Annotated in this window: 29 protein-coding genes; 7 read left to right on the top strand and 22 right to left on the bottom strand. The window is 62.0% G+C overall.

Annotated features, from left to right (window positions below; genetic code table 11):
• Window positions 1-62 precede the first annotated feature (62 nt).
• Entirely contained in the window at window positions 63-509 is a 447-nt protein-coding gene (locus tag KK488_RS20925; RefSeq protein ID WP_214625669.1) for a cupin domain-containing protein, read from the bottom strand.
• Between the two features lie 263 nt (window positions 510-772).
• On the opposite strand from KK488_RS20925, the gene KK488_RS20920 reads away from it, so the two are divergent.
• Window positions 773-1144 carry a hypothetical protein gene (locus KK488_RS20920; RefSeq protein WP_349356951.1) on the top strand — a complete coding sequence of 124 codons (372 nt, stop codon included), beginning with the start codon at window positions 773-775 and terminating at the stop codon, window positions 1142-1144.
• 351 nt (window positions 1145-1495) lie between these two features.
• Here the strand turns inward: KK488_RS20920 and KK488_RS20915 are convergent, their stop codons facing one another.
• From KK488_RS20915 to KK488_RS20875, 9 genes are all read right to left on the bottom strand, one after another.
• Window positions 1496-1717 (bottom strand): hypothetical protein, encoded by a 222-nt coding sequence (locus tag KK488_RS20915; protein ID WP_214625668.1) that lies wholly within the window; start codon window positions 1715-1717, stop codon window positions 1496-1498.
• Window positions 1718-1731: 14 nt separating this feature from the next.
• Complete coding sequence (locus KK488_RS20910) at window positions 1732-2136, bottom strand: type II toxin-antitoxin system VapC family toxin (protein ID WP_214625667.1); 405 nt, start codon at window positions 2134-2136, stop codon at window positions 1732-1734.
• Entirely contained in the window at window positions 2133-2387 is a 255-nt protein-coding gene (locus KK488_RS20905) for a type II toxin-antitoxin system VapB family antitoxin (RefSeq protein ID WP_214625666.1), read from the bottom strand. Before KK488_RS20905 ends, KK488_RS20910 begins: the two co-directional genes overlap by 4 nt.
• An 11-nt stretch (window positions 2388-2398) precedes the next feature.
• Window positions 2399-3118, bottom strand: coding sequence for a hypothetical protein (locus KK488_RS20900; RefSeq protein ID WP_214625665.1), 720 nt, complete (start codon window positions 3116-3118; stop codon window positions 2399-2401).
• On the bottom strand, window positions 3040-3672 hold the full coding sequence (ygiD, locus tag KK488_RS20895; RefSeq protein WP_250890886.1) for a 4,5-DOPA-extradiol-dioxygenase: 633 nt from the start codon (window positions 3670-3672) through the stop codon (window positions 3040-3042). The genes KK488_RS20900 and ygiD overlap by 79 nt, the downstream gene beginning before the upstream one ends.
• Window positions 3673-3875: 203 nt before the next feature.
• Window positions 3876-4448 (bottom strand): alpha-ketoglutarate-dependent dioxygenase AlkB, encoded by a 573-nt coding sequence (locus KK488_RS20890; protein ID WP_250890883.1) that lies wholly within the window; start codon window positions 4446-4448, stop codon window positions 3876-3878.
• Window positions 4449-4453: 5 nt separating this feature from the next.
• Window positions 4454-4762 carry a hypothetical protein gene (locus KK488_RS20885; RefSeq protein ID WP_214625663.1) on the bottom strand — a complete coding sequence of 103 codons (309 nt, stop codon included), beginning with the start codon at window positions 4760-4762 and terminating at the stop codon, window positions 4454-4456.
• A 98-nt stretch (window positions 4763-4860) separates the two neighbouring features.
• On the bottom strand, window positions 4861-5271 hold the full coding sequence (locus tag KK488_RS20880; protein ID WP_214625662.1) for a hypothetical protein: 411 nt from the start codon (window positions 5269-5271) through the stop codon (window positions 4861-4863).
• 12 nt (window positions 5272-5283) lie between these two features.
• Complete coding sequence (locus KK488_RS20875; RefSeq protein ID WP_250890881.1) at window positions 5284-5820, bottom strand: SOS response-associated peptidase family protein; 537 nt, start codon at window positions 5818-5820, stop codon at window positions 5284-5286.
• A gap of 59 nt (window positions 5821-5879) precedes the next feature.
• On the opposite strand from KK488_RS20875, the gene KK488_RS20870 reads away from it, so the two are divergent.
• Window positions 5880-6518 (top strand): SOS response-associated peptidase family protein, encoded by a 639-nt coding sequence (locus tag KK488_RS20870; protein ID WP_214625660.1) that lies wholly within the window; start codon window positions 5880-5882, stop codon window positions 6516-6518.
• Window positions 6519-6545: 27 nt separating this feature from the next.
• Here the strand turns inward: KK488_RS20870 and KK488_RS20865 are convergent, their stop codons facing one another.
• From KK488_RS20865 to def, 3 genes are read right to left on the bottom strand one after another with little or no spacing between them, the layout of a single operon-like run.
• Window positions 6546-6989 carry a GNAT family N-acetyltransferase gene (locus tag KK488_RS20865; protein WP_214625659.1) on the bottom strand — a complete coding sequence of 148 codons (444 nt, stop codon included), beginning with the start codon at window positions 6987-6989 and terminating at the stop codon, window positions 6546-6548.
• Between the two features lies 1 nt (window position 6990).
• Window positions 6991-7602 (bottom strand): hypothetical protein, encoded by a 612-nt coding sequence (locus KK488_RS20860; RefSeq protein WP_214625658.1) that lies wholly within the window; start codon window positions 7600-7602, stop codon window positions 6991-6993.
• Between the two features lie 49 nt (window positions 7603-7651).
• On the bottom strand, window positions 7652-8191 hold the full coding sequence (gene def, locus KK488_RS20855; RefSeq protein WP_214625657.1) for a peptide deformylase: 540 nt from the start codon (window positions 8189-8191) through the stop codon (window positions 7652-7654).
• Window positions 8192-8310: 119 nt separating this feature from the next.
• Between def and KK488_RS20850 the strand changes: the two genes are divergently transcribed.
• The 4 genes from KK488_RS20850 to KK488_RS21510 all read left to right on the top strand — a co-directional run bounded on the left by KK488_RS20850 (window position 8311) and on the right by KK488_RS21510 (window position 14761).
• The gene (locus KK488_RS20850; protein ID WP_214625656.1) at window positions 8311-9087 is read left to right on the top strand and encodes an ImuA family protein; all 777 of its coding nucleotides are present in this window, start codon (window positions 8311-8313) and stop codon (window positions 9085-9087) included.
• Entirely contained in the window at window positions 9005-10825 is a 1821-nt protein-coding gene (locus KK488_RS20845) for a Y-family DNA polymerase (protein WP_214625655.1), read from the top strand. Before KK488_RS20850 ends, KK488_RS20845 begins: the two co-directional genes overlap by 83 nt.
• Entirely contained in the window at window positions 10825-14085 is a 3261-nt protein-coding gene (locus KK488_RS20840; protein WP_214625654.1) for an error-prone DNA polymerase, read from the top strand. The genes KK488_RS20845 and KK488_RS20840 overlap by 1 nt, the downstream gene beginning before the upstream one ends.
• Before the next feature lie 502 nt (window positions 14086-14587).
• The gene (locus tag KK488_RS21510; protein ID WP_250890879.1) at window positions 14588-14761 is read left to right on the top strand and encodes an excalibur calcium-binding domain-containing protein; all 174 of its coding nucleotides are present in this window, start codon (window positions 14588-14590) and stop codon (window positions 14759-14761) included.
• 219 nt (window positions 14762-14980) lie between these two features.
• Here the strand turns inward: KK488_RS21510 and KK488_RS20830 are convergent, their stop codons facing one another.
• Together KK488_RS20830 and KK488_RS20825 are read right to left on the bottom strand one after the other, a co-directional pair.
• Complete coding sequence (locus KK488_RS20830; protein ID WP_214625652.1) at window positions 14981-15334, bottom strand: cupredoxin domain-containing protein; 354 nt, start codon at window positions 15332-15334, stop codon at window positions 14981-14983.
• On the bottom strand, window positions 15334-15858 hold the full coding sequence (locus tag KK488_RS20825) for a DUF4142 domain-containing protein (protein ID WP_214625651.1): 525 nt from the start codon (window positions 15856-15858) through the stop codon (window positions 15334-15336). Before KK488_RS20825 ends, KK488_RS20830 begins: the two co-directional genes overlap by 1 nt.
• A 412-nt stretch (window positions 15859-16270) precedes the next feature.
• Between KK488_RS20825 and KK488_RS20820 the strand changes: the two genes are divergently transcribed.
• A complete protein-coding gene (locus tag KK488_RS20820) occupies window positions 16271-16984 on the top strand; it encodes an RNA polymerase sigma factor (RefSeq protein WP_214625650.1) in 714 nt (237 codons plus the stop codon).
• Window positions 16985-17205: 221 nt separating this feature from the next.
• Here the strand turns inward: KK488_RS20820 and KK488_RS20815 are convergent, their stop codons facing one another.
• Genes KK488_RS20815 through KK488_RS20785 form a run of 7 tightly spaced genes read right to left on the bottom strand, consistent with a single transcriptional unit; the run spans window position 17206 to window position 24535 of the window.
• The gene (locus KK488_RS20815; RefSeq protein ID WP_214625649.1) at window positions 17206-17841 is read right to left on the bottom strand and encodes a NifU family protein; all 636 of its coding nucleotides are present in this window, start codon (window positions 17839-17841) and stop codon (window positions 17206-17208) included.
• Between the two features lie 41 nt (window positions 17842-17882).
• Window positions 17883-19049 (bottom strand): NnrS family protein, encoded by a 1167-nt coding sequence (locus tag KK488_RS20810; protein WP_214625648.1) that lies wholly within the window; start codon window positions 19047-19049, stop codon window positions 17883-17885.
• Between the two features lie 22 nt (window positions 19050-19071).
• Window positions 19072-19506, bottom strand: a complete 435-nt coding sequence (locus tag KK488_RS20805) for a DUF488 domain-containing protein (RefSeq protein ID WP_214625647.1) — start codon at window positions 19504-19506, stop codon at window positions 19072-19074.
• A complete protein-coding gene (locus tag KK488_RS20800; protein ID WP_214625646.1) occupies window positions 19503-19829 on the bottom strand; it encodes a hypothetical protein in 327 nt (108 codons plus the stop codon). Before KK488_RS20800 ends, KK488_RS20805 begins: the two co-directional genes overlap by 4 nt.
• A 27-nt stretch (window positions 19830-19856) precedes the next feature.
• Window positions 19857-21023, bottom strand: coding sequence for a cystathionine gamma-synthase (gene metB / locus KK488_RS20795; RefSeq protein WP_214625645.1), 1167 nt, complete (start codon window positions 21021-21023; stop codon window positions 19857-19859).
• Window positions 21007-22797, bottom strand: a complete 1791-nt coding sequence (locus KK488_RS20790; RefSeq protein WP_250890874.1) for an NADPH-dependent assimilatory sulfite reductase hemoprotein subunit — start codon at window positions 22795-22797, stop codon at window positions 21007-21009. Before KK488_RS20790 ends, metB begins: the two co-directional genes overlap by 17 nt.
• Window positions 22748-24535: an assimilatory sulfite reductase (NADPH) flavoprotein subunit gene (locus KK488_RS20785; protein WP_214625644.1), complete on the bottom strand. Its 1788-nt coding sequence runs from the start codon at window positions 24533-24535 to the stop codon at window positions 22748-22750. The genes KK488_RS20790 and KK488_RS20785 overlap by 50 nt, the downstream gene beginning before the upstream one ends.
• Between the last annotated feature and the right edge of the window lie 476 nt (window positions 24536-25011).

The raw sequence follows: 25011 nt of genomic DNA, 5'->3' as shown, positions 1-25011 counted from the left end.
GACCCGACGACATGCAGACGCTCGTTCGCGGTCAGGTCAGGCGAAATAGGCCCGTTTGAAGTTCATTCTTTCAACTCAACTCGAAGGATGCGGATGGGGACAGTGCCGGGGTTTTCGACCGAATGGGGCGGCTCCGTTGCGTGCCATTGTGTTATCGGAAGCGTAGCGGGCGCTGCAGCCTCGTCGCGGACAATGCGGCCCTCACCATTACGCTCGCGAAGAGCACCTCGCTGCATCACATACAGAACGCTTGCGTTGCAGTGCGCATGCAGCGGCTCACGCTGGCCGGGCAAAACGGTGACATCCAGCACCCGTACCCGATCATTCTCCAATAGCACTTTGTGATTGTCTGGCGCAGCGCGGACCGCGTCCAGCTCGGGCCCCCACGGACAAGCTACTTTCGCACCCGGTGCAGCCGCGTGGGCGGCATCTCCAAGCCAATGCGGCGCCGAATAGCCTAGAATGAGTCCGAGACCGAGCAATCCCCATGACGACGCCTTCATGCTCATACCCCCCTTGATTTGAGCCAAGTTTACACAGTGGCTACGGGCGCACAATAGTCCCAGTCAGCGTCTGCCGCAGCGCAAATGAAGGGCCCTTCGATCCGGCCAAAGTCTTCGCGATCCTCAGTGCCAACATTCAGAACAGCGCGCGGCAGGAAATTCACGGCGTCGATCTGGCCGCGAGCTACAGCTTTGATGCCGGGGACGACCATTTCGATCTCTCGGCGGCGGCGAGCTATCTCAAGAGCAAGCGGCAGCTGATCGACGGCATGCCGACGGTGCAGAACGCGGGCATCATCTTCAATCCTCCCAACTGGCGCGGCCAGGGGGGCGGCACATGGACGCGCGGCAACGCGTCGTTCAGCACGTTCGCGACCTATGTCGGCGGAACCACCGACAATCGTTTGACACCGTTCGTGAATGTCGGGTCCTTCTTCTCGGTGGATGCCGTTGCCCAGATTAAGAGTTCGGCACCGAGCGGACTTTTCAAGGACGTCGGCTTCACGCTGAGCGTGGCAAACCTCTTCAACAGAAAGCCTTCGGCGATCCGGACGTCCAGTCCGACCGACCCGGCCTTCGACTCAACCAATTATCCGACCATCGGACGGTTCGTCAGTTTCAGCATCTCGAAATCGCTGTGACAGAAGCACGTTTGGCCCAGTGCCTTATTGCGGCGATCGCATTGCCGTGGTCCCTCGCCACGGTGACGACCCCTGCCTTCGCGCAGGGGTCGGAATGCCGCGACCTCATGCCACCGCGAGCGGCGGACCCGAGCTGGGCCAATAAGTCAGTAACGGCCGAAGACCTTGTTCGCCTTCGAGACATTGGACCAGCCAACAATGAAATAGCGGGCCGACATCTGTTCGCGCTATCGCCGGACGGGACACAAGTCGCTTTCCAGCTGAGACGGGCAAGAGCATGATTGGCACCGACGATCCCTTCAATTTGTTGTTGGCGGACAGTTCGGGTCGCCCAACCGGATGCAGACGCTGCTAGACTTGGAGCGCCTGCGATCGCAGCTCCGCGATCCTCTTCTTACAAACGTCGTGTACAGCCTGCCCCAGTTCCTCGACATGCTGTCCAAGCCACTCGAGTTCGTCTTTCGAAATACGATAATGCTTGGAATAGCGCGCCTTGACGTAGGCGTCCTTCTGGACCACACGGTCTAGCTCGCGCCGCTTGTTCGCTGGAAGGTGACTGAGATCTGTCTTCATTCGAATGTCAGGGCCTACTGAAAGGAGTCTGCCGTGGCCGGCTCGACATCGGTGTGGATGAAGTCATTTCCCTTGAAAAGGAGGGGCTCTTCCACGGCTTTTGCGAGAGCATAAGAGAAGCAATCCCCAAAATTAAGCTGTGCCTTATGACGGCCCTTTCCAAAATCGAAGAAGGCCTGCCGGGCGATCAGCCCTTGCTCGGTCGTGACGGGTTCGATCAGAATCCCGGCCCGCCGGATGAAGGTTTCTGCATTGCGGGTTGCCTCAGGGCCAAGCTGGCTTTCGACGACCATCGTCAGTTCCAGAAAACTGGCGACGCTGAGCCGGCAGATGGTCGCGTCCCGAATGATCCGCGTGAATTGGGCCGCTTCATCTTCGCCATACAATATGGCGACGAGCGCTGATGTATCGACGATCATTTGGGCACGCCGCCCTCATCGTAGAGAAGGTCTCCGTGCGGGACCTGCGGCCCCTTGACCAGTTGGCTGGTGCGACGCGCAATGGTCAGAAGTTCATTGACGCTCGCTTTGTCACCTTGCCGCTCGAGCACGGCTAGGCGGTCACGAAGGGCATCGACAATGATGCGGGTCATTGGCTCGCCGGTGCGCTGCGCGATCGCGCGGGCGAGGCGGTGCGCTTCGGGATCTTTGATGTTGAGTCCAGTGCTCACGGCATTCTACCTTACAATAGGTTGCTATACCAATATACCACCAGCAGCCGGCGTTCCATATCGATTTCTTGCTGGCCTTCGCCTATGAGCCAGGAGGCCATTCGAGTGTTGTGGGGATCGAGTTGAGCGGCAACCAATATCAAGACCAAGGCTTCCTGTTCGAGCTGGAAGAGCATGTTCGCAAGAGGGCGGGTGAACCGGCCATCAAGCCCGTTCCATTGTCTCCGCTTCCGGAAGATGCCGGTCAACCGAATATCCATATCCGACTTCGCCGAACCTCTCGATGGTGGGAAAATATCGTTGATTTCTTTAGATTTCGACGCTGAATTGGCCGGATCTCTCGCTTTCACTGAACGCCAAGGCATGCTATATTTTCGGTCGAGGTTTTTCGCATGACTGAGACTGAAACTGAGCCAATGCAGGACGACGATCAGTCGGGTCCGACCGATGGGTTGGGCCTGTCCTATTGGCTGTGGTGTCCTTGGTATGCGAAGCTCTGGTGGGCGGCGATCCCGGTCTATTGGCTGGTGATGGGCGAGCCGACGCGACCGGAATTTCTCAACGCCTTTGCCGATAGCGGCTATGCTGTCGTCACGAATATCATCTTCATTCCAATCACGGCGCTCTTCGCTCTTGGTGTCGGGTTCTTTCGTCAGGCGGCGATCAACGGACGGCTCGAGGGATCGTTGACCATCTGCCTCATCGCAGCCTCGTCGAACCTTTGCGCCCAATTTTCGCCGCCAGTCGGTCGACCCCAATCAACCAGGCGGAGATTATGAACGACGTTGCCGCTCGACAGCACAAGGATGCCGCTCTCGCGAAGCGATGCGAGCCGGGCACCCAAGGCCACATGATAAGACAGGGGCTGCAGTGCATTGATGGACAGCTGGACAACGGGGACGTCGGCCTCAGGAAAGAGATGCGCCAGGACGCTCCATGTCCCATGGTCGAGGCCCCATTGCTCGCGATCGAGCCCCACCCAGTCCGGCTTCACCGCTTCGACGATTTCTTGTGCGACGTCGGGCGCGCCGTGCGCAGGATACTGGAAATCCCACAGCTCTTGCGGAAAGCCATAGAAATCATGGATCGTGCGCGGCTTCGACATTGCCGTGACGGCGGTCGACCCGATGAACCAATGCGCCGACACCACCAGAATGGCGCGGGGCCGCGGCAACATCTTGCCAAGCTTGCGCCACGCCTGTGTGAAGCCGTTGACTTCCAGCGTGTTCATCGGGCTTCCATGCCCGATGAAGAGCGCCGGCATGGGGGTGTTTTGCGTCGTCATAGTGGCCGCATCCTACACCGAGCGCAGGCCACTTCGAAGCGAAGATCAATGTCCGGTCTTTTCGCGCCCAGGCGGGGGGTTATGATGGCGTTGTCCCCCTAATGCGCGCATCTCGCGTCGCTCGCACCGTCGGTCGGCGGCACGGCTCGCGCACTTGGCTCTCCGGTATGGGCTCGCGGCAAATAGCGCGGGCGGGAGCCATCCTACTGATGGCTTTGCGTTGACCTTGCCAGGGTTCGAAATGTGATCGACCAGCGCGCTTCATCCATCTCGGCGATGCTATGCTCCCAGCTATGCCGAACTTCGCCGCTCAGATGATAGATCGACCGCGGCTGGAGCGACACGTTTGCCCTCGCAAACTTTGCGCCAGCCCTGCGCCGGAACCGCATCGTCGCCGCTGCGCCGAGCGAGATGCCCACGACATGCTCAAAGACTGGCCGGTCCTTGTGCCAGCCAATGCCGGCGCCGGGATCGTAGCGGATGAGCAGCGCCTGGACGAGTTGAGTCGGATCGAGGCCGGCAAAGCGCGCGGCCTTCTCCTGGGTTGATATCAGCCAGTCCGGGATCGGCTTGGTCGGGGAGAAACGGCCCGTCTCGAAGTCATAGCTCCAGCCGTACGAGCAGGTCAGCCGCTTGCCAGTCCACTGCTGGAAGCGAAACGGACTGAGGCTGTCAGCATCGATCCGTTCGATCAGCTCCGCTTCCTCGGCCGGGCTGATGATATCCGAACAGCTCGAAAGGCCCGACACGACCGGCGTCTCAAAAAGGTCGAGCATGGCATTCATCGCTTCCAGCCCCGACCGCCTTCGACACCGCCTCGCGCTCGCAACAATTGCCCGACCGGGCGCCCGTTCAGCGTGCAATTCGCGACGACACGATCATAGCTGTGCTTGCCGGCCCGACAGACGAGCGGCTTGCCCATAACCAGACGCTCGAGCCGGACCTTGGCGTCCGTGCCGCCCGCCTCATGGAGTTCAGGCGCGTAGAAATCCCCGAGCCGCACTTCGATCCATTGATCTGGCCGACCTGCTGGGCCGACACACAGGCCGTCGCCGTCGCCGACGTAGCGAACGATACCAGAGAAGATCATGTCTTTGGCTGGCAAAGCGCCTTCGCAGGGATCTGCCAGTGCGGGTGCTGACCATATCGCGGCAATCAGGATCGGGACCAAGGTCACCACAGCTCGCGCTACCAAGGGATTTCCTCGATGAAGAGGATGAACTCCTGAAACGCCGCCGGCTCGAACCCAATTCCGTCCGCGAGCTCGCTTAGCCGCGAGACCGCAGCGGCCTCGACCACGGACTGGGCATTGCTCTGCCGCAGCGGATCGTGGCCCGCTCTCCATTTGGCAAGCGCCGCGACACGCACGCGGAGTGCCTCGGCCGCGAGAATGGCATCGTCGAATCCGGCACCGCGCGCATAGGCTTGCAGCGCCGAACGACACGAAACCGGATCACCCCGCTCAGGGGCGGACAGTTGCTCGACAAGGCGTAGCGCGGTGTCGATCTGCGGAGCGCTAAACTTGGCAAGATTCAGGCTGTCGAGCACGGCCGAGCCTTCCTCGATCGCTCCGCCTGCACTGATGGCTTCTGAATTCACCGCCCGATCTCCCTATGCCGAAAGCGCACCTTGCAAGGGCTTTGGCTTCCCAGTTTTGCCGCCAATTTCCTCGATGACGAAACTGTGCGCAGGTGGCGTGACCAGAAGGTCGGCTTCGCGAACGGTCCGGTCGAGCCACTGCATCACCTGGCTGCGCTGGATGATAGCGCCATGGCGCTCCTGATAGCGTGACACCTCGGGATTGGCGGCGACGGTGACGATCTTGAACGAGAGCGGCCAGTCGCCCATCGGCGGCTCCCAAACGCCGGCAAGATAGAAGAAATTCCCATCATCGCGCGTGACCCGATAGCGCTTCTTACCGACCTTCATTTGAAATTCAGACGCCGGGATCAGGCACCGGTGGCTCGGGAAGGTCTTGCCCTCCGAGCGCACGAACCGATACTCGATCCCGTCGGAAAAGCGCGGATTGGAACCCCAATGCGCATTGACTACTTCCTTCTTGCTCGGCTCGTCTGACTTGTAGCGGATGATCGGACGGAGGCTGCCCTCCGGCGCATCTGCATCGAATGGAGTTGCGGTCGCGCTCATGAGGTGGAACATATCAGGAACGATTTTGAGTCGCAAGGGCGAGGCGTTAGGGTGGCCGGATGTGCAATGACTATCGCCTCGAACTTGAGATCGCATCCATCCTGGAGGATTTTGACGACCTCGAAATCAATATCGACATGCCCGAAGGCATTCCGAACGTTGAGGCGCGCGCCGATATCAAAATGACCGACGTAGCCCCGATCGTGCGCAGCCCGGCCGATGGGCGACGACGGGCCGGAGAGCTGGTCAGTCGACGATGGGGCTGGCCCGGGACGAAGGGACCGGTCTATAATTTCCGCGCAGATGGTTTTGGCGGCAAAGCCCCTGACCTGAGCTCGCATCGCTGCCTCATCCTTGCCGACGGCTTCTACGAGTTCACCGATCCGGTCGTACCGCGCCCGAGGGACAAGCGGCTCGACAAGTGGCTCTTCACGATGAAGGACCATGACTGGTTCTGCATCGCTGGTATCTGGCGGGAGAGCCCGGTCGGTGAATGTTTCTCGATGCTTACCCTGGACGCGGGCGAAGAGATCGCGCCCTATCATAGCCGCCAGATCATACCGCTCACACGCGACCAATGGGCGGCCTGGCTCGACCTCGAAGTGCCGGCGATCGATGTGCTCAAATATCTGCCCATGGGAAGCCTTCCCGTCACGCAGGTGTACCCGCCCCGCAGCGAGCAAATGGCGCTGCTTTGAAAGTGGCGGCGCCAAGATCGAACGGAACTACGTGGCTTTGTACATCCATATGATGTCGTCTTCGCTGTGTTGCCAGCGCGACTCATAACCGTGTTCGACATAGAAGCGGCGTGCGCGGTCTTCGTCGGCGTCGATCATGATGCGAATTCTTGCATGGCCGCGCTCCCTTATGGCCGCTTCCGCCGCGGCGAGCAGCCCGGAACCTACGATACGTTGGCCTCTCCAGGCGTCCGCCACGTAGAGCGCAAGCACCTCGTCGCCTTTCCAGCCAACGAAGCCGACCACATCATCACCCAGCTGCGCGATCCGGACTTGGTCTGTCTGAAAATTGGGAGGAAAATGACGGTTCCGAAATGGCGCCATCACGTCCCGCATCACTGCCATGTCATCAACTGTTGCAGTCCTCAGCGCTAGGGCCAGCACAGGCTGTTCATCTTTTGATGGTTGATCGTCGTTCCAGCCTTCACCCATGTCAGCTCCCGCTTTGAAAGAGGCTGTCTCTAATCACGTCGAGAGAAACGACGAGCGCATTGCTCATGTTTGAGAGCGCCCCGACATCGCCATACAGAATGCCGATGAGTCCCGCCTCGTTCACAACGGCGCTTCCCGAGAAACCCGGGGCACTCGGCTTCGACAATCTGATGCTGACGCCGTGAATCTCTTCGACATCCGCCTCAAAGGTCTGCTCCTCCACGAGGGTGGCGCCGAGCCCCGGAAATCCGCGTGCCGTCACCTTGTCGCCCACCTGCGGAACCACGATCGACCCAAGCTCGTATATACCGAAGTCAATCAGTCCGGCGGCTTCGACCGGCGTCAGCTTTATCGCAATCGCGTCGACTAACAGGCCATCGACGTTGTTCACGATGACTCTGAATCGCTTTTGGCCAGCCGAGAACAGTGGGAGGGTCATGCCGGGTCCCACCACTTTCACGACAGCGTTCACAAATCCTGCCGCGTCGTTGGGCGTGTCGGCGAGACCCGTGATCAGATGTACGCAGGTCGTCAGCCACAGGGACGTGCCGTCGGTCAGGAGGAACCCTGTTCCTGCATGGTTTTGGCAGATTAGCGGAATGGGTCTCGGCACTGGCTTCTCGCTCCGTCTCTCTCGCCCGGCTGATGCGTTCGCCCTTCGCTCAGTCCGCTTCCAGGGCGGCGAGCGGACCGTCCGGAAACAAAGCTTCGATGTACCCGAATTTCGTCATGTCCATAATGCGCTGCGGATAGAGAATGCCGTCCAGATGATCATATTCATGCTGGAACACCCGCGCATGAAATCCGCGCGCCTCGCGCGTGATCGTCTCGCCATTTTCCAGCGTGCCGCCATAGCGGATGTGGGTGGCGCGCGGGACGAGGCCGCGCATGCCGGGCACTGAGAGGCACCCCTCCCAGCCATCCTCGGTCTCGTCCGTCAGGGTTTCGAGCCAGGGATTGATGAGCGTGGTCACCAGGACCGGCTTTTCGTCCGGATAGCGTGGATTTTCGTTGAAGCCGAAGATCATGATGCGCAGATCGATCCCGATCTGCGGGGCTGCAAGGCCGACGCCTTTCGACGCCTCCATCGTCTCATACATGTCGGCGATGATCGGCTTCAACTCAGCGGCCAGGGCATCCGCGACCGGCTTGGCGACGCGAAGCAGCCCTGGATCGCCCATCTTCAAGATCTTACGAATCATGGTTTCTCCTGACCTTGCGCCTTTTAGCGACGAGCAGGTGTGAAGCGCCACCGCTTCGCCTTGACGAGACGTCGGATCAAGAGGAACATAAAGGGAACACATGAGTCGATAGTCCCAACATGAAAATGGCCGCCCCCCTCCCCGATCCTTCTCGGGCCGAACAACTGTCGGCGCTTCGTGCCGCAGTGGTGCACGCTCGTCTGACGCGGGGCCCCGCGCTGCCGTTCGGCGTGGACGCGATCGACGATCGTCTGGTTGATCATGGTCTTTCAGGCGCGGCTCTGCACGAAATAGCGGGTCGCTCCGCCGAGCTCAGCGACGACGCCGCCGCTGCCCTGTTCGCGGCCGGCATCGCGGCGCGCTTCGCGGCAGCCCCCGGACTGACCGTGCTGTGGGCTCTTACGAAGTTCGATCTCTATGCGCCGGGTATCGAGCAGGTCGGCCTTGGCCCGCGCAAGCTTCTTTATGCTCAAGGGCGCAATGATAGCGACGTGCTCGCACTTGCGGAGGATGGCCTGCGCGATGGATCGCTCGCCTGCGTGATCGCCGAGGTGAAGGTCGCGGATCAGACCGCGACACGGCGGCTCCAGCTTGCAGCGGCGGACGGATCGACGCCGATCCTGCTTTACCGTCGGCACAAATCGCGCGACCGCTCGCCGCTCGACCAGCCATCGTCGGCAATGACGCGCTGGCTGGTCGGATCGGTGGCCTCGACGCCCCTGCCCCATGCGGGTATCGGCCGGGCATGCTGGTCGATCGAACTCGTTCGCCAGCGCGGCGGCAATCCCTTCTCTCTCGACGTGGAGGCCTGCGATGACCAGGGTCGCCTCGCTCTACCTGCCGCAATTGCCGATCGAGCGACTGCGTCAGGCGGAGCGGCCAGCCACGCCGCCTGAGCCGCACCGGCCTCGTCACGCTCTCCCGCTCGCGCCGATCGACGACGATCCGGGCGCATGCTCGGTGCCGCGCGGCGGAGGCTGGCGGCCCGGCGCACGATGGGCGCGTGACGGCGCGCTCGGCGCGACGCCGGCGCCGGCGCCGGCGTCGATCGACACACTGCCTGCCCATCAGCGCCCGGCAGCGCACGAATTGGGTCGGCGGAGCGAGCAGGCCGAGCATCCCTTCAAGGCCATGAGCGGTGACGATGGCGCGCCCGCGTCCGGATCGTCCGCGTTCTCGCTTCGCCACAACCCCTGGGGCAAACCGCTCATCCTCATAGAGCGTGTCGGCCAGAAGGAGATGGTCACGTGCGCCTGCCCGATCGCGCTCGATCTGGGCCTCGCCCCGGGCATGCCGGCGGCGCAGGCGCGCGCGCTCATTGCCGATCTCGATGTGCGCGATGCGGAGCCCGAGGCAGACCGCGCCTTCCTTGATCGCCTGACGCTCCATGCGGTCGGACACTGGACGCCGACCGCTTGCCCCTCGGGCGTGGACGGCCTGTGGCTCGACCTGACTGGCGCGACCCATTTGTTCGGCGGCGAAGAGCGCTTCTGCCGGCGCCTGCTTCGCTACATGCATCGGCTCGGCTTCACGGCGACAATCGCCATCGCCGGGTCGCCCGGCGCGGCCCATGCGCTGGCGCGCTATTCACGTGAGGCCATTATCGTCCTGCCGCCGGGCAAGGAAAGCGAAGCGATCGCGCCGTTGCCCTTGCGCGCCTTGCGCCTGGCGCCCGGCGCGCTCACCGCCGCCAGTCGTTTCGGGCTCGAGCGGATCGTCGATCTCTACAAGATGCCGCGCGGCCCCCTGGCGCGCCGGCTTGGCCTCGCGACGGTCGCGCGGCTCGACCAGGCCAGGGGCATCGCTGCCGAGCCGATTGTCCCGGTCGTCCCGTTCGACGAACCGCGCGCGGAGCGCCGTCTCATGGAACCGATTGGAACAGCCGAAGCGCTTGGCCAGGTCATCGGCGATCTGGTCGATGATCTCGTCGCGACGCTGCAGGCGCGCGGCCTTGGCGCCCGCGCGCTGGCGCTGAGCTGTGCGCGTGTCGACGGCGAGGAGCAGCGCATTGGTCTTGGAACAGCCCGGGCGACGCGCGACGCCAGGCATCTCAAGCGCATGTTGACCATGCGGATCGAACGCATCGAGCCAGGCTTAGGGATCGAGGCGCTGGTCCTGCGCGCACCGCGGGTCGAAATGCTGAACCCCGTCGCATTGAGCGCCGGCCTTGGTGATGAGCAGCGCCCGCCCGACATCGCGCCGCTGGTGGACCGGCTGAGCGGGCGCGTCGGCGAAGGCGCCCTGTTCCGGATCGGGTCGCGCGAAAGCGACGTGCCCGAACGCGCGGTTCATCGCGCGCCGCCTCTTGACGAACCGCAAGGCTGGCCGAAATGGCGCCGTCCCGTCCGGCTGCTCGAGCGCCCCGAAGCGCTCGGGCAGGTGATGGCGCTGCTGCCCGACCAACCACCGCGCCGCTTCATGTGGCGTCGGCAGTTCTACCGTGTCGTCGCGGGCGACGGGCCCGAGCGGATCCATGGCGAATGGTGGCGCAACAACCGCGAGCTCTGGGCGGTGCGCGACTATTTCCAGGTCGAGGTCGAAGGCGGCGCACGCTTCTGGCTGTTCCGCCGCGGCGATGGCGTCGATGTGCCGACCGGGGACCTGAGCTGGTATATCCACGGCCTGTTCGGTTGATGGCAACCTATGTCGAGCTGCAGGTCACGAGCCATTTCTCGTTCCTGCGCGGCGTCTCCTCACCGGAAGAACTGTTCGCGACCGCCGCGCGACTTGGTCATCGGGCGCTAGGCCTGACCGACTGGGGAAGCGTCGCCGGCGTCGTGCGCGGATGGGACGGGCAGAAGACCACCGGGGTGCGCATGCTTGCCGGCACGCGGGTGAACCTGAGTTGCGGCCGCGCGCTGCTTCTCTATCCCACAGATCGGCAGGCATGGTCGCAGCTGACCCGATTGCTCTCCCTGGGAAAGGCCCGAGGCGGCAAGGGTCATTGCCTTCTCGACTGGAGCGATGTCGTCGCGTTCGGCGAGGGCCTGATTGCCGTGCTCGTTCCGGACGAAGCGGACGAGATTCTGCGATCTCATCTCACGGACCTTCGATCGGCCTTCGGCAAGCGGGGCTATCTCGCGCTGACGCTGCGCCGCCGCCCGCAGGATGCGACACGGCTCCATGCGCTCAATCGCCTTGCCCGCACCGTTGGCGTGCGCAGCGTCGCGACGGGCGACATTCTCTATCATGCACCGGAACGGCGGCCGTTGCAGGACGTCATGACCGCGATCCGCGAGAAGACCGTGGTCGATGCGCTCGGCTTCAAGCGCGAGCAGTTCATGGACCGCAACCTCAAGTCTCCCCAGGAGATGGAGCGAAGGTTCGAGGCCTTCCCGGATGCGATCCAGGCCAGCGCCGATATCGCGGCGCAATGCACCTTCGATCTCGGCGAGATCCAGTATCAATATCCCTATGAGCAGGTGATGGAGGGTCGAACGGCGCAGGAAGCACTGGCGGCCATGACACAGGAAGCGGCGATGCGCATGTTTCCCGATGGGTTGCCGCGGGCCTATCGCGACCAGATCGATCATGAGCTGCGGCTCATCGAGCAACTCGGCTATGCGCCCTATTTCCTCACGGTCAATTCGATCGTCGCCGAGAGCCGGCGACGCGGCATCCTTTGCCAGGGCCGCGGAAGCGCCGCCAATAGCTGCGTTTGTTATATGCTGGGCATCACCTCGATCGATCCGATCCAGCACGAGCTGCTGTTCGAGCGGTTCGTCAGCGGCGAGCGCAAGGAGCCGCCCGATATCGATGTCGACTTCGAGCACGAGCGGCGCGAAGAGATCATCCAATGGATCTATGAGACCTATGGACGGCACCGCTCGGCGCTGACCGCGGTCGTCACACGCTATCGCACGCGCGGCGCCGTCTCCGAGGTCGGCAAGGCGCTCGGCCTCCCCCGCGATCTGACTAAGATGCTGACCGGCCTCGTCTGGGGCTGGTCGATGGACGGCATCTCCGACGAGCAGATCGAGAGCCTCAACCTCAATGCCCGTGATCATCGCCTTCGCCTGGCGATCGATCTCGCGCGTCAGCTTATCGGCACACCGCGCCATCTCTCCCAGCATCCGGGCGGCTTCGTGCTGACCCAGGACCGGCTCGACGATCTCGTGCCCATCGAGCCGGCGCGCATGGAGGATCGGCAGATCATCGAATGGGACAAGGACGATATCGACGCGCTCAAATTCATGAAGGTCGATGTGCTGGGTCTCGGCATGCTCGGCTGCATGAATCGTGCTTTCAACATGTTGGAGCAGGACAAGGGGATCCGCGTCGGCATGGCCGATCTGCAGGATGATGATCCCGACGTCTATGCGATGATCCAGAAGGCCGACACGCTGGGCGTCTTCCAGATCGAGAGCCGCGCTCAGATGTCGATGCTGCCGCGCATGAAGCCGACCAAATTCTATGACCTTGTGATCGAGGTCGCGATCGTGCGTCCCGGCCCGATCCAGGGCGACATGGTCCACCCCTATCTGCGGCGCCGCGAAGGCAAGGAGAAGCCGGAATATCCAAGGCCCGAGCTGCGCGCCGTGCTCGAGAAGACGCTGGGCGTGCCGCTGTTCCAGGAGCAGGCGATGAAGGTGGCGATCGTGGGCGCCGGTTTCACGCCGGTCGAGGCCGATCAGCTGCGCCGCGCCATGGCGACCTTCAAGCTCACAGGCGGGGTCAGCCATTTCTACGACAAGCTCGTCGGCGGCATGGTCGAGCGCGGCTATCCGAGGGACTTCGCCGAGCGGACATTCAAGCAGATCGAGGGGTTCGGCTCCTATGGCTTTCCTGAGAGCCACGCGGCCTCGTTCGCGAAGATCGCTTATGCCTCATGCTGGATGAAGCATCATCACCCCGACGTATTTTGCGCCGCCTTGCTCAACGCCCAACCGATGGGCTTTTATGCGCCCGCGCAGATCGTCCAGAATGCGCGCGATCATGGCGTCGAGGTCCGCCCCGTCTCGGTCAATGACAGCCATTGGGATTGTACGCTCGAGCCGGGCAAGGGTCCCTATCTCGCGGTCCGGCTCGGCTTCAAGGAGATCAAGGGGCTCGCCAACATCCATGGCGCCGCCATCGTCGCAGCGCGCGGACCCTCGCCTTATGACAGCATCGAGGAAGTCTGGCGTCGCGCCGGTGTGCCGCGCGCGGCCATCGAGCGCCTCGCGGAGGCCGACGCGTTCCATGTGATCGCAGACGATCGCCGCCAAGGCCTCTGGAAGGTCAAGGGCCTGGGTGAGGCGCCCCTCCCCCTGTTCGCAACAGCCGACGAGCGCGAGGGGAGGTTCAGCGCGGAAGGCACAGAGCCGGCGGTCGCGCTGCGATCGCTGACAGCGGGGCGCGAAGTGGTCGAGGACTATCGATCCCTGCAGCTCTCGCTGCGCGGCCACCCGGTCAGCTTCCTGCGCCCGGAGCTCGAACAAATGCGCATCGTGCGCTGTGCGGATCTGGCTCACATCCCGAACGGCCGGAACATCGAGGTCGCCGGGGTTATTCTGGTGCGCCAGCGACCAGGGTCGGCCAAGGGCGTCCTGTTCGTCACGATCGAGGATGAGACTGGCATCGCCAATGGCATCTTGTGGCCGGACCGGTTCGAGATCTACCGCCGCCAGATCATGTCGAGCTCGATGATCGCCATGCGCGGACGCTTGCAGAAGGAAGGCGAGGTCATCCACGTCATCTGCGACCGGATCACCAATCATGACGAGATGCTCCGCTCGATCGGCCGGACCGATTTTGCAGTCGCCCCCGGCCGAGGCGACGGAGCGACAAGCGGCGGCGGCCCGGACCCGCGCGATCCGGCTTTTCCCAAGGCGCGAACCCTGGCGCCGCCGCTGTTCCGCACGATTGACGGGTCGGAGGAGATTGTTCCGATCCGAAGCCATGATTTTCGTTAAGCTCATCCCGCGCCCGGATGACGGGTCGCAGATAAAAAGAGGCGCTGAACCCGGATTTTGTTCGCCTCCCCCTCGTCGCTCACTTCGGACGGGCTCGGCCTTGCAAAGCACGAGCGGCACTTTTGGACGGACACGCGCGAGAGTTACTATCGCGAAATAGAGATGGGCGGACCGGGCCCAACAGTTGAGCGTATTACGGTCGACGGCTGCTCCATGACGCGGCCGGCGCGCCGGCATTTTGCTAGGAACGAACATCCATCTGCATCAGGTTGCCACCTCGCGGCAAGTTAACCTCAGGACAACTTCATCATGCGAAGCTGCGATCATGCGGCAGAATTACCGGAACTTTCTCCGAACTGAGAAGCGTCGCCACGCATGGCGCGGCGCACGCCAATCGCGGTCGGGGTGGAAGTCCTTCACCGGACAAGTCGCAGCCTTGGCCGTCTTTGGCGCAGTGGTTGGCTGGAACGCCGTGCCCAGGGTGAAAGGGATCGTGGACAACATGTCGCGATCTCCCGAGGAAATCGCAGCGGTCGAGCGGTCTGTCTATTACCGCAATTGCGATGCGGCACGGGCCGCAGGGGTCGCGCCAATCTATGCCGGCTCGCCCGGCTATCGCGACACGCTCGACGGCGACAGCGACGGCATTGCCTGCGAGCCCTATTGGGGCATGTGAAAGCGGGCCCAGGGCTTCCCCTGCCGCGTGTTGCCGTCGGAGGCGACTTCGCGAGCAGCGCCATCTTCTTTGTCGACTGTACCAGTTTGCTGGATCGGCGGCCAATGGTTCCCGGCAGCGCAGCATCTTGCGACGCAGTTGCCGCTGAATCAGGCGGTGGATCCGAATGACCCGACATCGGCCAGATCATTCGGATGACCGCAGCGACGTCCTGCCGCCCTATCGCCTTTCATGCACTTGGAGTTTGCCTTTCATCCCGGGATGATATCGACAAACGAACGCTATGACGCCGGGCCGCGTTAAAGTGATCCGGGCGCTTTTCCCGGGCTCCAGATCGACGTCGAAACTCTTGTCCAATGCCGTTGCCGTATGCCGGAAAAGGTCGCGATTAATCCACACAACTGCATCTCCGACACGGAGATCAGGCGACGCCGAGCCGAACGCCATCTTGTCGATGACGATTGTAAACGTCCTGGATTGTCGGCCCGAAACTGACTCACCTGCTGCCTCGCCCGTCACCGCGAAAAGCACCGCCGCCACGCTGACGTGAGCAATCGCGCGGCTCCATGCCATCAACGAAGGGCCTTCGCCAAATGCTCGGCATGGACCTGATGTTCGGTAAAAAGGGTAAGTCCAGTGGAAAGCAACGACTTGAGTTCGCCGTTGCTTGCACCGGGAATCAGCGTGTCGTGAAGCGCACTGTTGACGGTGCGATGGTAGGCAATCTCGTTGGCGAGATAGGCGCGATCGAATTCTGCACCCTTCAGCTTGGACAGCTTTGCCGTCTCCGCCGAAGCCTGTTTCGATAGCGCATCACTGGTCGGATTGGATTCCGGCGTAACGCCAAGCTTCTTGAGTAATGCGACCGCCTGATCATTGACCGCAGCATGGTCGCGAACCATCTCGGAAGCAAAGTCCCGCACGGTCTTATTGTTGGATTTCGCCAACGCCTGCTTGCCAGCGGCAATATCAATCGCGCCGGCGGTATAAGCAATATGCGCGATCTTGGCGTCGTTGAGCGTCGCGCCGTTTTGCGAGACTGCTGCACTTGCAGTGAACGCTCCCAGGGCCAATGCCGCGATCAAGATTCTCGACATGTCGTTTTACTCCTGTCCGCACCGATCCAGCATCGACGCATGCCCCTTTGATGCCGGATGAGTTGAGAGGTTCCCGACTATTCGCGGGCACCTTTCGATGTTTCAGGCATCCAATGCGCGAACGAGCGGGAGGCGGCGGTGAATTTCCATGAAGACTTTCGATCGGGAGTCACATCCCAAGCAGCGGATGTTGCGCCGCCGTCCAATCGACTGGCCGATGCGCCAATAAATGGCCTAAAGCCGTGCGGTGGCGGTAAATTGATGCGTCGAATGCAGCCATGTAGGGTCGAGACGTCGTGCAAGACGGAGTGTCGATGATTATGCAGCGCTGCCCAAGGCACCTTCGCGGACGAACCTGGTCCAAGCCACGAATTCGTGGCTTCGCTGCCGACTTCAGTCCGGTGTCACTGACATGACGGCTCTTCTCAAATCCGACTATGCGGCATTTAGCGATATGGAATTGGCTGCCCGCTTCGGTGCCCGAGATCCGATGGCCGTTCACGTCCTCACCGAGCGCCACAACCAGCGATTGTTCCAGGTCGCGTGGGGGATTTTGCGCAATCACGCCGATGCCGAGGATGTGGTGCAAACAACTTATAGCCGGGCATTTGCCGCAATCGAAAGTTTCAGGGGGCACTCATCGCTTTCCACCTGGCTGACTCGCATTGCGATCAATGAAGCGCTCGGCCGGACTCGCGCCACCCGGCGCCGACGCGCGCGGCTCGATGCCCATTCCGTCACCGATCTTGATGAATACCGGGAAAAGCTCATGCAGGGATCGAATGACCGTGGCGGTCCGGAATCGGCACTTGCCGTCAAGCAGGTAAGAAGACTGTTGGAATTCGCCATCGCCGGCCTGCCTGTGGAATTCAGATTGGTGTTCATCTTGCGACATGTCGAGGGATTGAGCATCGAAGAGGTGGCCCAGGCCTTGGAAATCCTCCCAGCCACGGTAAAAACCCGCTTGCTGCGCGCGCGTCGGCGCCTGCAGCAGACGCTCGAGGCAGATGTCAAAGACAGTTTGGCTGGAGCGTTCCCGTTCGCTGGCGCATATTGCGCAGCGCTGACTGCGCGCGCCGTCGCCGATATCTGCGGAGGGAAGGCGACCCCCGCGAAGGACCCATGAGCCGGTAGCCATGCAGACTCTTCGAGCGCGCTACCGACAAAATCTTGCCCGCGAGGCGCCGAGCGTCTTTTGCGTCCAACACACGTCGAACGCCCAAAAAAGCTATTTGAGGGCGATCCACGGGCTCTCAGTCCTTCCCGCCAGGAGACGGTAAAACCTTAGGCCGCGCTCATCGTGTCGCTATGCGATCGGACGAACCGCCGATGTCGCCTGAATTGGGTTCAAACTGTGCCCCACTTCCCGGCAATCCAATCGCGAAACCGTGCCTTTGCGTCGCCGACGGGACGTACTTCACCTGTCACGGCGCGAACGCGTCTCACTTCGGGCACCCACTTGCGGACAGTCTGCTCGATAAGGCGATTAAGCGTGAGGCTCGAGGACGGACATCCGCCACAGGCACCTTCCATGCGAACCCATGCCGCTCCCTCTTCGGGATCAAAGCGCTCCAGCACCGCGCGGCCACCATCGGCTTCGAGCAGCGGTCGCACCCACCGCTCAAGCACTTGGTCGATTTCCAGTTCCAGATCGCTGAAATGCGCGTGCCGGTCGTCCGTCGTCTTTCCGGCTTGATCGGTTGTTTCAAGCTGCGACGTTTGCTCCGAAACATCGGCGAGCGCGAAGGCGATATCCGCTTTTAAGTCGGCCCATGGAAAATCGGCGCTCTCCCTGATCACCGAGAACCAGTCCCGGCCGATCATGACGCGCGCTACGCCGTCAATCTTCAAGAGCGCAGCGGCGAGCGGATCGCCGGCGTTCGCCGGGGCACCTTTATATTCCTGAGGCGATCCTGCCGACAGAACCCGACCTGGCCGCACATTGATCGCATCTGGATTTGGCGTCGGCTCGAACTCGATCACGACCTGTTTTCCCCCGCTGCCTGGCTGGCCTGACGCGCCCATCAAGGGCGTCCGTCCGGCCGCGACCCGAGCAGTTTCGGGCCATAGCCGACCAGGAACAGGAGGAAGGCGCCGCCCCAGATGAGCGCGGCAACTTCGATGGCGGCCATGTAGCCGACAGGAAGAAACGGGGCGGCGAAGCGCAGCAGCGCGCCTGTCGTCACGAGAGCGAAAATGGCGATCGTGAGGCGGTCAGCATGGAGTGGGCGTCCCGTATGTCCCAGCGTTGCACGGGTCATGACGGCCAGCGTCATGGACGCCATGGCCCCGGCGCTCAGCAGATGCAGGGCAGCGGAGGGGACGATGCGGTCGGTGAACGCGGCCGTTCCGAGAAGCACGAGCCCCGCCGGCAGCCATAGAAACGAGACATGCAGAATGGCGACGAGCGGCTCGCCAAGCGAGCGGATGCCCGACCAGCGCGTCAACCGGACGAATTGAAGCAACCCGGCGACGACAAGCAGCTCCCCGGCAACCCGGCTCTCCGGCAGGGCCACCCAGCTCAACAGGGCGGGCACGAGAAACGCCAACGCCGCCAGATCGAACCTGTCGGGCTGTCGAGGCAGACGGTCGGCTCCCGGCCGACCAGCCAGCCAGTTGCGCGTGAAGGACGGAATGATGCGCCCGCCGATAAACGCAATCAGGACCAGGACGATGCCGAAGCCGAGCCGCCACCCTAGGCCGCCAAGAATGTTCGCGCCAAGCGCCTCGCCGTGATCCAGCGCACAAGCCAGCGTGAACACGGCCAGCGCGACGACAACCGGCACATTGCGATTTCGCGCGGCAAGAATTTCGCGACCGATCAGGACCGTCAGGACGGCGAAGAACCCCACGTCCAGCAGCGCCGCCGTGACGGCGCCGACATACGCTGAGCCCAGCAGCGCGAGGCGCGCGGCAAGCCAGAGGGCCGCCAGCAGCGCAAGCCGTGTCCCTGAAATTGGAATACGGCCAGTCCAGTTGGGCACGGCCGTCAGGAGGAAGCCGGTGATGACCGCGCCGAGGTAGCCGAACAGCATCTCATGCCTGTGCCAGGCCACCGGCTCGAAACCGGTGGGTAGGTTCACGAGCCCCCTCAACGTTGAAATCCACAGCGCGAGCGCGATGATGGCCCACGCACTGCCCCCAAGGAAGAATGGACGGAAACCCGCGCGCAGAATGGGCGGCAGCGCCATCAGCAAGCCATGACGCTCAGGCTCAGCGCTCATGGCCCACAACTTCAGTCTCGGCGGGCACGGGGCGTTTCTTCGCGACGCCGCCCTCCCCCTCCGCCTGCAAACGCCGCTGAAGATAATCCGCTAGCACGATGGCGTGGTTATGTTGCAGATCATGCGCCGCGTAGAGCAGCGTGAGCCGGCCCGGCTTCATAAGAGCAAGCATGCTATCGACGGCCGCAGGATTGTCGTCGAGCTCTTGCTGATAGCACGTCCTGAAGGACGAAAACCGGGCCGGATCGTGATGGAACCAAGTGCGCAACGCCGCGCTAGGTGCGATATCAGCAAGCCAGACATCGACCGCAGCAGATGCACGACTGACGCCGCGCGGCCATAGCCGGTCAACGAGAACGCGCGTACCGTCGCTCGCGCTCGCCCGTTCATAGATGCGCTTCGTTCGAATCTCGGTTTCGGTCATGTCCGGGTCTGTCCTGAACTGATCCAGGCCGGCGGATCGCTTGCGGGAAAGGAATCCTGCGAGGCCCGGTCAATGCGGTTGAGCAGTTGACGCGCCGCGAGCATGCCTTCGGCACGTTCCGCGACATTTCGCTCCAGCGCCGCCAGGATCGAGGCATTGTCGGCCATGTCGGCCGCCGAGACGCAAGCGCAAAACCGCTCGGCGACCACCTCATGCGTGATGTCGATGACCGGTCGCCCTGCAAGGAGTTGGCGCTCGACCACAATGAGCGCAGCCTCCTCGATAGCCTTCGGGGGGATGGGATCGTCATATTCATGGGACATGCGCCGCTCCTTTCCTGAGCAAATCCGTCAGCAGGCCGCGAAGCCGCATTCCAAGCCGGACAACAAATCCCGCTCATGCTCAAGTCCGATCGAGAGTCGCAAAAGGCCGTCACTGATCCCGGCGACCTGACGTGCGGTGACACCCATGTCGGCATGGGTCATGGTCGCAGGGTGAGCAACGAGGCTTTCGACGCCGCCAAGAGATTCCGCCAGAGTGAAGGCTCGCACGTTCCTGACGAAGTGTCTCACGGCCTCTGTGCTGCCAGCCAGTTCGAAACTCAGCATCGCTCCGAATCCACTCTGCTGGCGAAGGGCCGTTGCATGACCCGGGTCCGATGGCAGACCGGGATAGTAGACACGGACAACGGCCGGATGCTGATCTAGATAGTTGGCGATTGCCATCGCGTTTAGCTGTTGGCGCTCCATTCGCGCGAACAGGGTCCGCACGCCGCGGAGCGTCAACCAGGCATCAAAGGGCGTCCCGATGCAGCCGACAACATTTGCCCAATGCCGAAGTCGCTCGACCTGATCGGGGTGCTCCGCAACGACGGCGCCAGCAATGACATCCGAATGGCCATTGAGGAACTTGGTGGTGGAATGGATCACATAGTCCGCGCCCAATATGATCGGCCGCTGCAATGCCGGCGAGAGGAAGGTGTTGTCGACGGCCACCTCCGCACCGGCGTCCTTGGCCAGAGCCGCCAGCGCTGAAATATCCACCACGCGCATCAGTGGATTGCTGGGTGTTTCGATGAGCATCAGCGTGGGCTCGTCCTGCAATGCCTCACTCACGGCGGCCAGGTCGTTCTGGTCGACGAACAGGAGCCGAATATGCCCCCGCTCGGCGCGCGCGTTCAGCAGGCGCATCGTTCCCCCATAGCAATCATGGGGGGCTATCACGAGATCGCCCTGCCGCAGCTGACCGACCAGCAAATCTATCGCCGCCATGCCGCTTGAGGTGATGATCGCGCCCGCCCCGCCCTCGAGCCTGGCGAGCACGTCCGCCAGCAAATCGCGCGTGGGATTGCCCGAACGTCCATAGTCGTAGCGGCCAGGCTGATCGAAGCCTGGGAACTCGTAGGTGCTGGACATATAAATGGGCGGCGACACGGCACCAAAAGGCACGTCGGACGCGACACCGTGCGCTGCCGCAATCGTCTCTGCCAGGAAGTCGAAGTCAGGTTTGCGGGTCATTGAAGAAACGTCCTTCCGTCACTTCGCGCACAATCCCCGCGCGAACGGCGAAGTCACCGAAACGCTCGCCCTGCTTGCGCTCGCGGGCGTAGCGGCCCAGCGCATCCCTCAAAGTCTCGAGGATTACGGATTCACCAACATTCTCGCGCATCATGCAGTTGAGCCGCTCCCCATGAAAGCCACCACCCAGATAGAGATTATATTTGCCGGGCGCCCGGCCGGTCAGACCGATTTCGGCGATATAGGGCCGTGAGCAACCGTTGGGGCAGCCACTCATCCGCAGCGTGATCGGCTCTCTCGAAAGACCGTTCTCGGCGAGGATCAACTCGATCTTGCCAATAAGGCTCGGCAGGTAACGCTCGCTCTCCGCCATCGCGAGGCCGCACGTCGGGAACGCCACGCAAGCGATGGAATTGCGGCGCAGCATGGAAGTCTGCATGCTTTCCAGCCCATGGTTGATCAGCACGGCATCTATGTCGGCGCGATGCTCGGCGGCCACGCCGGCTATGATGACGTTCTGATTTGGCGTCAGCCGAAACGTTCCGCGATGGATGCGGGCAATATCACGCAGGGCGTCAAGCGTTGGGAGATTCAGCCGGCCGTTCTCGATGAACAATGTGCGGTGATGTCGCCCGTCCGCTGTCTCGCTCCAGCCATAGCTGTCCCCATTGGAGGTGAAGCTGAAGGGCCGCGATTCCTCGAAGGCCTCACCCATGTTGAGCTCGATCTCGGCCTTGATCCATTCCAGCCCCTTATCGTCGATCGTATATTTGAAACGGGCATGCTGGCGGTCCTTACGATCGCCATAATCGCGCTGCACGGTCATGACCGCGTCCGAGCAGGCCAGCACCCTATCAGCCGGGATGAATCCGATGAGACTGGCAAGACGAGGATAGGTTTGCGGCGCCTGATCCGTGCGTCCCATGCCGCCGCCGATCACGACATTGAAACCCTCCAGGCCGCCCGGTCCGCCAATGGCGATGAAGCCCAAATCTTGCGCATAGACATCGATGTCGTTGGAAGGTGGGAGCGCGAAGCCAATCTTGAACTTGCGAGGCAAATAGGTGGAACCGTAGAAAGGCTCCTCCTTGTCCTCCGACACCGCGACGCGTTCGTCGCCGTACCAGATCTCATGATATGCGCGGGTCTTCGGGATAACATGATCGCTCACCCGCTTGGCGAGCGCCGCAACTTCGGCGTGAAAGGCCGAGCTTTGCGGATCCACTGTGCACATGACCCCGCGGCTGTCGTCACCGCACGCCGCGATCGTGTCGAGCAGCGTTTCGTGCAGGCCCTGAATGACGGGGCGCAGACTGTCCTTCAAAACCCAGTGGAACTGAAAAGTCTGGCGGGTCGTGATGCGAAGTGTCTCACTGCCATGGGCACGCGCCTGTTCGTCGAGCTTGAGCCACTGCTCTGGCGTGCAGACGCCGCCGGGCAAGCGCACGCGGATCATGAACTGAAAGGCGGGTTCCAGCTTTTGTCGCCGCCGCTCTTCGCGCAGGTCCCGATCGTCCTGCTGATAGATGCCGTGAAACTTCATGAGCTTAACATCGTCGGGGGACGGCACGGAACCCGTGATCTGATCGAGCAAACCGAGTGCAATCGTGCCGCGTAGATAATCGCTGGCATCCTTCATCCGCTCATCCAAACCCAGCCGGTCGAGAGGCTGTGAAAGATCGCGGCTGCGGTCGATATTCGTGGGAGCAGTCATAGGTAGTTTCTCAATAAACGTCGCGTTGGTAACGATGGTCGGATTGCAGGGTGCGAACATAGTCCTCCGCCGCGTCCCGTCCGATATGGGCTTCAGCCGCGATGATGTCGGTCAGTGCTTCATTGACATCTGGCGCCAGGTGCGCGGCGTCGCCGCAGACGTAAATGTGGGCGCCATTCTCAAGCCAGTCGTAGAGATCACGCGAGCGCTCTTTCATGCGATGCTGGACGTAGATCTTCTCCCGACCATCGCGGGAGAAGGCGACGTCCATGCGGTTCAGGGTGCCGTCCTTGAGCCAGTCCTGCCACTCCGTCTGATAGAGAAAGTCGGTGCGGAAGTTGCGGTCTCCGAAGAAAAGCCAGCTTTGGCCTCCGGCGCCGAGCACCTCGCGCTCCTGCATGAAAGCGCGATAGGGCGCGACGCCGGTGCCCGCGCCGATCATGATGATCGGCGCGCCGCCGTCCGGCAGCCGAAAATGGGGATTGCTCTGAATGTAAACGGGTAGCGCTGTGTCGGGTCCGGCTCGGTCCGCGATCAGGCTCGAGGCAACGCCGTTGCGGGGCTCGCCGTGAAGTTCGTACCGAACTGGTGCGACGGTGAGATGGGCTTCATCGCCAATCGCTAACTGGCTCGATGCCAGGGAATAGAGGCGCGGCTGCAAGGGCCGCAACGCTGAGACCAAGTCATTCGGCATCACGTCGGTCACGGGAAAACGGCGGACAATGTCGATAATATGGTGCGTGCTCAGGAACGCCGCCCGCTCGCCCCCACGATCTTCCTGCTGTAGCTGCCTAAGCTTGGCTGCATTACTGAGGAGCGCCCAATAGTCCAGAAAGCGCGGCGTCGCGGTGGTGATCTCATAACGATGCGTGAGAGCTTCGCCCAGAGTCAGCGCATGGCCCTTCACCTCGAATTCAACTTCCGGCGAAAGCACCAGTGCATCGAGCAGTGCCGCAACGACAGTCGGATCGTTGGAAACGGCGATGCCGAGGGCATCGCCGGGCTGATAAGTCAGGCCTGATCCCGCCAGCGAGAGTTCGACATGGTGCGTTTCTTTGCTCGAACCGCGCCCGACAATGATCATGTTTTCCATGATCGGTGCGGGAAATGGATGACGTTTGTCATAGGCTCGGACCGGCAAATCTCCTGCGACCGGCTCCGGTGGCGACACCACGACGGGCCGCGCCTCCTGCGCCAAAAGCGCCACCACCTGCTCGATCCAGGGTTCCGCCAGTTCTTCATAGTCGACGTCACAGTCGACACGCGATGTCAGGCGGCTCGCACCGAGCTCCTCGAAGCGGCGGTCAAGGCGCTTTCCCGCCTCGCAGAAATGTTCATAAGTTGTGTCGCCCAGCGCCAATACGGCAAAGCGCGCGTGCTCCAGCTGCGGAACCTTGCGTCCTTCAATATGCTCGAAAAAGCCCATGGCTGGCTGGGGAGGGTCTCCGTCGCCGCCCGTACTCACAATGATCAGCAAATCCTGTTCCTGGCTCAGTTCGCGCTGCTTGTAATCCGCCATGTCGACGAGCCGCGGCTCCAAGCCTTTCGCCTTTGCCGCCTTATCCAGCGCACGTGCGAGCTCGGCTGCATTGCCCGTCTCGGTCCCATAGAGAATGGTCAGACTACGTGCTTTGAGGGTTTGAAACGACGCAGTCTGCGCGGAGGTCGTTCGCAGACCAGCGTCGAATCCAGCGAAATAGCCACTCAACCAGCGCGCTTGCCGAGGATGAAGTGACCGCGACAGGTCCTCCAAAAGCTGCCGCTGTTCCAGAGTCAGGGCTGTCTCCGGCGGGTCCATGATCCTCATTTGAGCGTTGACCTCTACGGCAGCTCCTTCCTTTCACGTTGACACCACGGAGAGAGGGGTTCTCCAAAAGCACCGACGCCGCGAAGCTAATTTCACTGAGCACCCACATTTGCGCATCATGATACGATAGGCAAATGCATATTATTTCTATTTCATATAAAATATATTGTGCTTATTTCGAGGCCGACAGGATGGAAGTAGCGAGCCACTGAGGAAAGCTCGATTAAATAGGACTGTGCCGAACGGACGCGCTCAATTTTTGAGCCGTGCTCTCCGCCTGAGATCCGAGTCTCAGGGCTCTTCGGTTGCGGGGTCGCTACCGAGAGTGAGTGTTCGATATGTCGGACACCGCGTAATTGATCTAGCCACCCTCCTGGATGGTACGAAGTCGTGTGAACGCTTCAATGCAGGAGGGTGACCGATGTCGATCTATGCAGGATTGGATGTTAGCGACAAGACCACGCATA

Origin of the sequence: Sphingobium nicotianae, assembly GCF_018603885.1 — a bacterium.
Lineage (GTDB): Bacteria > Pseudomonadota > Alphaproteobacteria > Sphingomonadales > Sphingomonadaceae > Sphingobium > Sphingobium nicotianae.
The sequence above is the reverse complement of the archived record's forward strand: the minus strand, read 5'-3'. Positions and strand labels throughout refer to the sequence as shown.

Excerpts from the sequence above, each read along its gene's own strand:
- KK488_RS20805 (WP_214625647.1), bottom strand. The coding sequence starts at position 19,506 with ATGACCGAAACCGAGATTCGAACGAAGCGCATCTATGAACGGGCGAGC.
- KK488_RS20800 (WP_214625646.1), bottom strand. The coding sequence starts at position 19,829 with ATGTCCCATGAATATGACGATCCCATCCCCCCGAAGGCTATCGAGGAG.
- ygiD (WP_250890886.1), bottom strand. The coding sequence starts at position 3,672 with ATGACGACGCAAAACACCCCCATGCCGGCGCTCTTCATCGGGCATGGA.
- KK488_RS20870 (WP_214625660.1), top strand. The coding sequence starts at position 5,880 with ATGTGCAATGACTATCGCCTCGAACTTGAGATCGCATCCATCCTGGAG.
- KK488_RS20885 (WP_214625663.1), bottom strand. The coding sequence starts at position 4,762 with ATGATCTTCTCTGGTATCGTTCGCTACGTCGGCGACGGCGACGGCCTG.
- KK488_RS20790 (WP_250890874.1), bottom strand. The coding sequence starts at position 22,797 with ATGTTCGCACCCTGCAATCCGACCATCGTTACCAACGCGACGTTTATT.
- def (WP_214625657.1), bottom strand. The coding sequence starts at position 8,191 with ATGATTCGTAAGATCTTGAAGATGGGCGATCCAGGGCTGCTTCGCGTC.
- KK488_RS20850 (WP_214625656.1), top strand. The coding sequence starts at position 8,311 with ATGAAAATGGCCGCCCCCCTCCCCGATCCTTCTCGGGCCGAACAACTG.
- KK488_RS20785 (WP_214625644.1), bottom strand. The coding sequence starts at position 24,535 with ATGGACCCGCCGGAGACAGCCCTGACTCTGGAACAGCGGCAGCTTTTG.
- KK488_RS20915 (WP_214625668.1), bottom strand. The coding sequence starts at position 1,717 with ATGAAGACAGATCTCAGTCACCTTCCAGCGAACAAGCGGCGCGAGCTA.
- KK488_RS20920 (WP_349356951.1), top strand. The coding sequence starts at position 773 with ATGCCGACGGTGCAGAACGCGGGCATCATCTTCAATCCTCCCAACTGG.
- KK488_RS20910 (WP_214625667.1), bottom strand. The coding sequence starts at position 2,136 with ATGATCGTCGATACATCAGCGCTCGTCGCCATATTGTATGGCGAAGAT.
- KK488_RS20810 (WP_214625648.1), bottom strand. The coding sequence starts at position 19,049 with ATGGCGCTGCCGCCCATTCTGCGCGCGGGTTTCCGTCCATTCTTCCTT.
- KK488_RS20865 (WP_214625659.1), bottom strand. The coding sequence starts at position 6,989 with ATGGGTGAAGGCTGGAACGACGATCAACCATCAAAAGATGAACAGCCT.
- KK488_RS20840 (WP_214625654.1), top strand. The coding sequence starts at position 10,825 with ATGGCAACCTATGTCGAGCTGCAGGTCACGAGCCATTTCTCGTTCCTG.
- KK488_RS20890 (WP_250890883.1), bottom strand. The coding sequence starts at position 4,448 with ATGCTCGACCTTTTTGAGACGCCGGTCGTGTCGGGCCTTTCGAGCTGT.
- KK488_RS20820 (WP_214625650.1), top strand. The coding sequence starts at position 16,271 with ATGACGGCTCTTCTCAAATCCGACTATGCGGCATTTAGCGATATGGAA.
- KK488_RS20825 (WP_214625651.1), bottom strand. The coding sequence starts at position 15,858 with ATGTCGAGAATCTTGATCGCGGCATTGGCCCTGGGAGCGTTCACTGCA.
- KK488_RS20925 (WP_214625669.1), bottom strand. The coding sequence starts at position 509 with ATGAGCATGAAGGCGTCGTCATGGGGATTGCTCGGTCTCGGACTCATT.
- KK488_RS20875 (WP_250890881.1), bottom strand. The coding sequence starts at position 5,820 with ATGAGCGCGACCGCAACTCCATTCGATGCAGATGCGCCGGAGGGCAGC.
- metB (WP_214625645.1), bottom strand. The coding sequence starts at position 21,023 with ATGACCCGCAAACCTGACTTCGACTTCCTGGCAGAGACGATTGCGGCA.
- KK488_RS21510 (WP_250890879.1), top strand. The coding sequence starts at position 14,588 with ATGTCGCGATCTCCCGAGGAAATCGCAGCGGTCGAGCGGTCTGTCTAT.
- KK488_RS20830 (WP_214625652.1), bottom strand. The coding sequence starts at position 15,334 with ATGGCATGGAGCCGCGCGATTGCTCACGTCAGCGTGGCGGCGGTGCTT.
- KK488_RS20845 (WP_214625655.1), top strand. The coding sequence starts at position 9,005 with ATGACCAGGGTCGCCTCGCTCTACCTGCCGCAATTGCCGATCGAGCGA.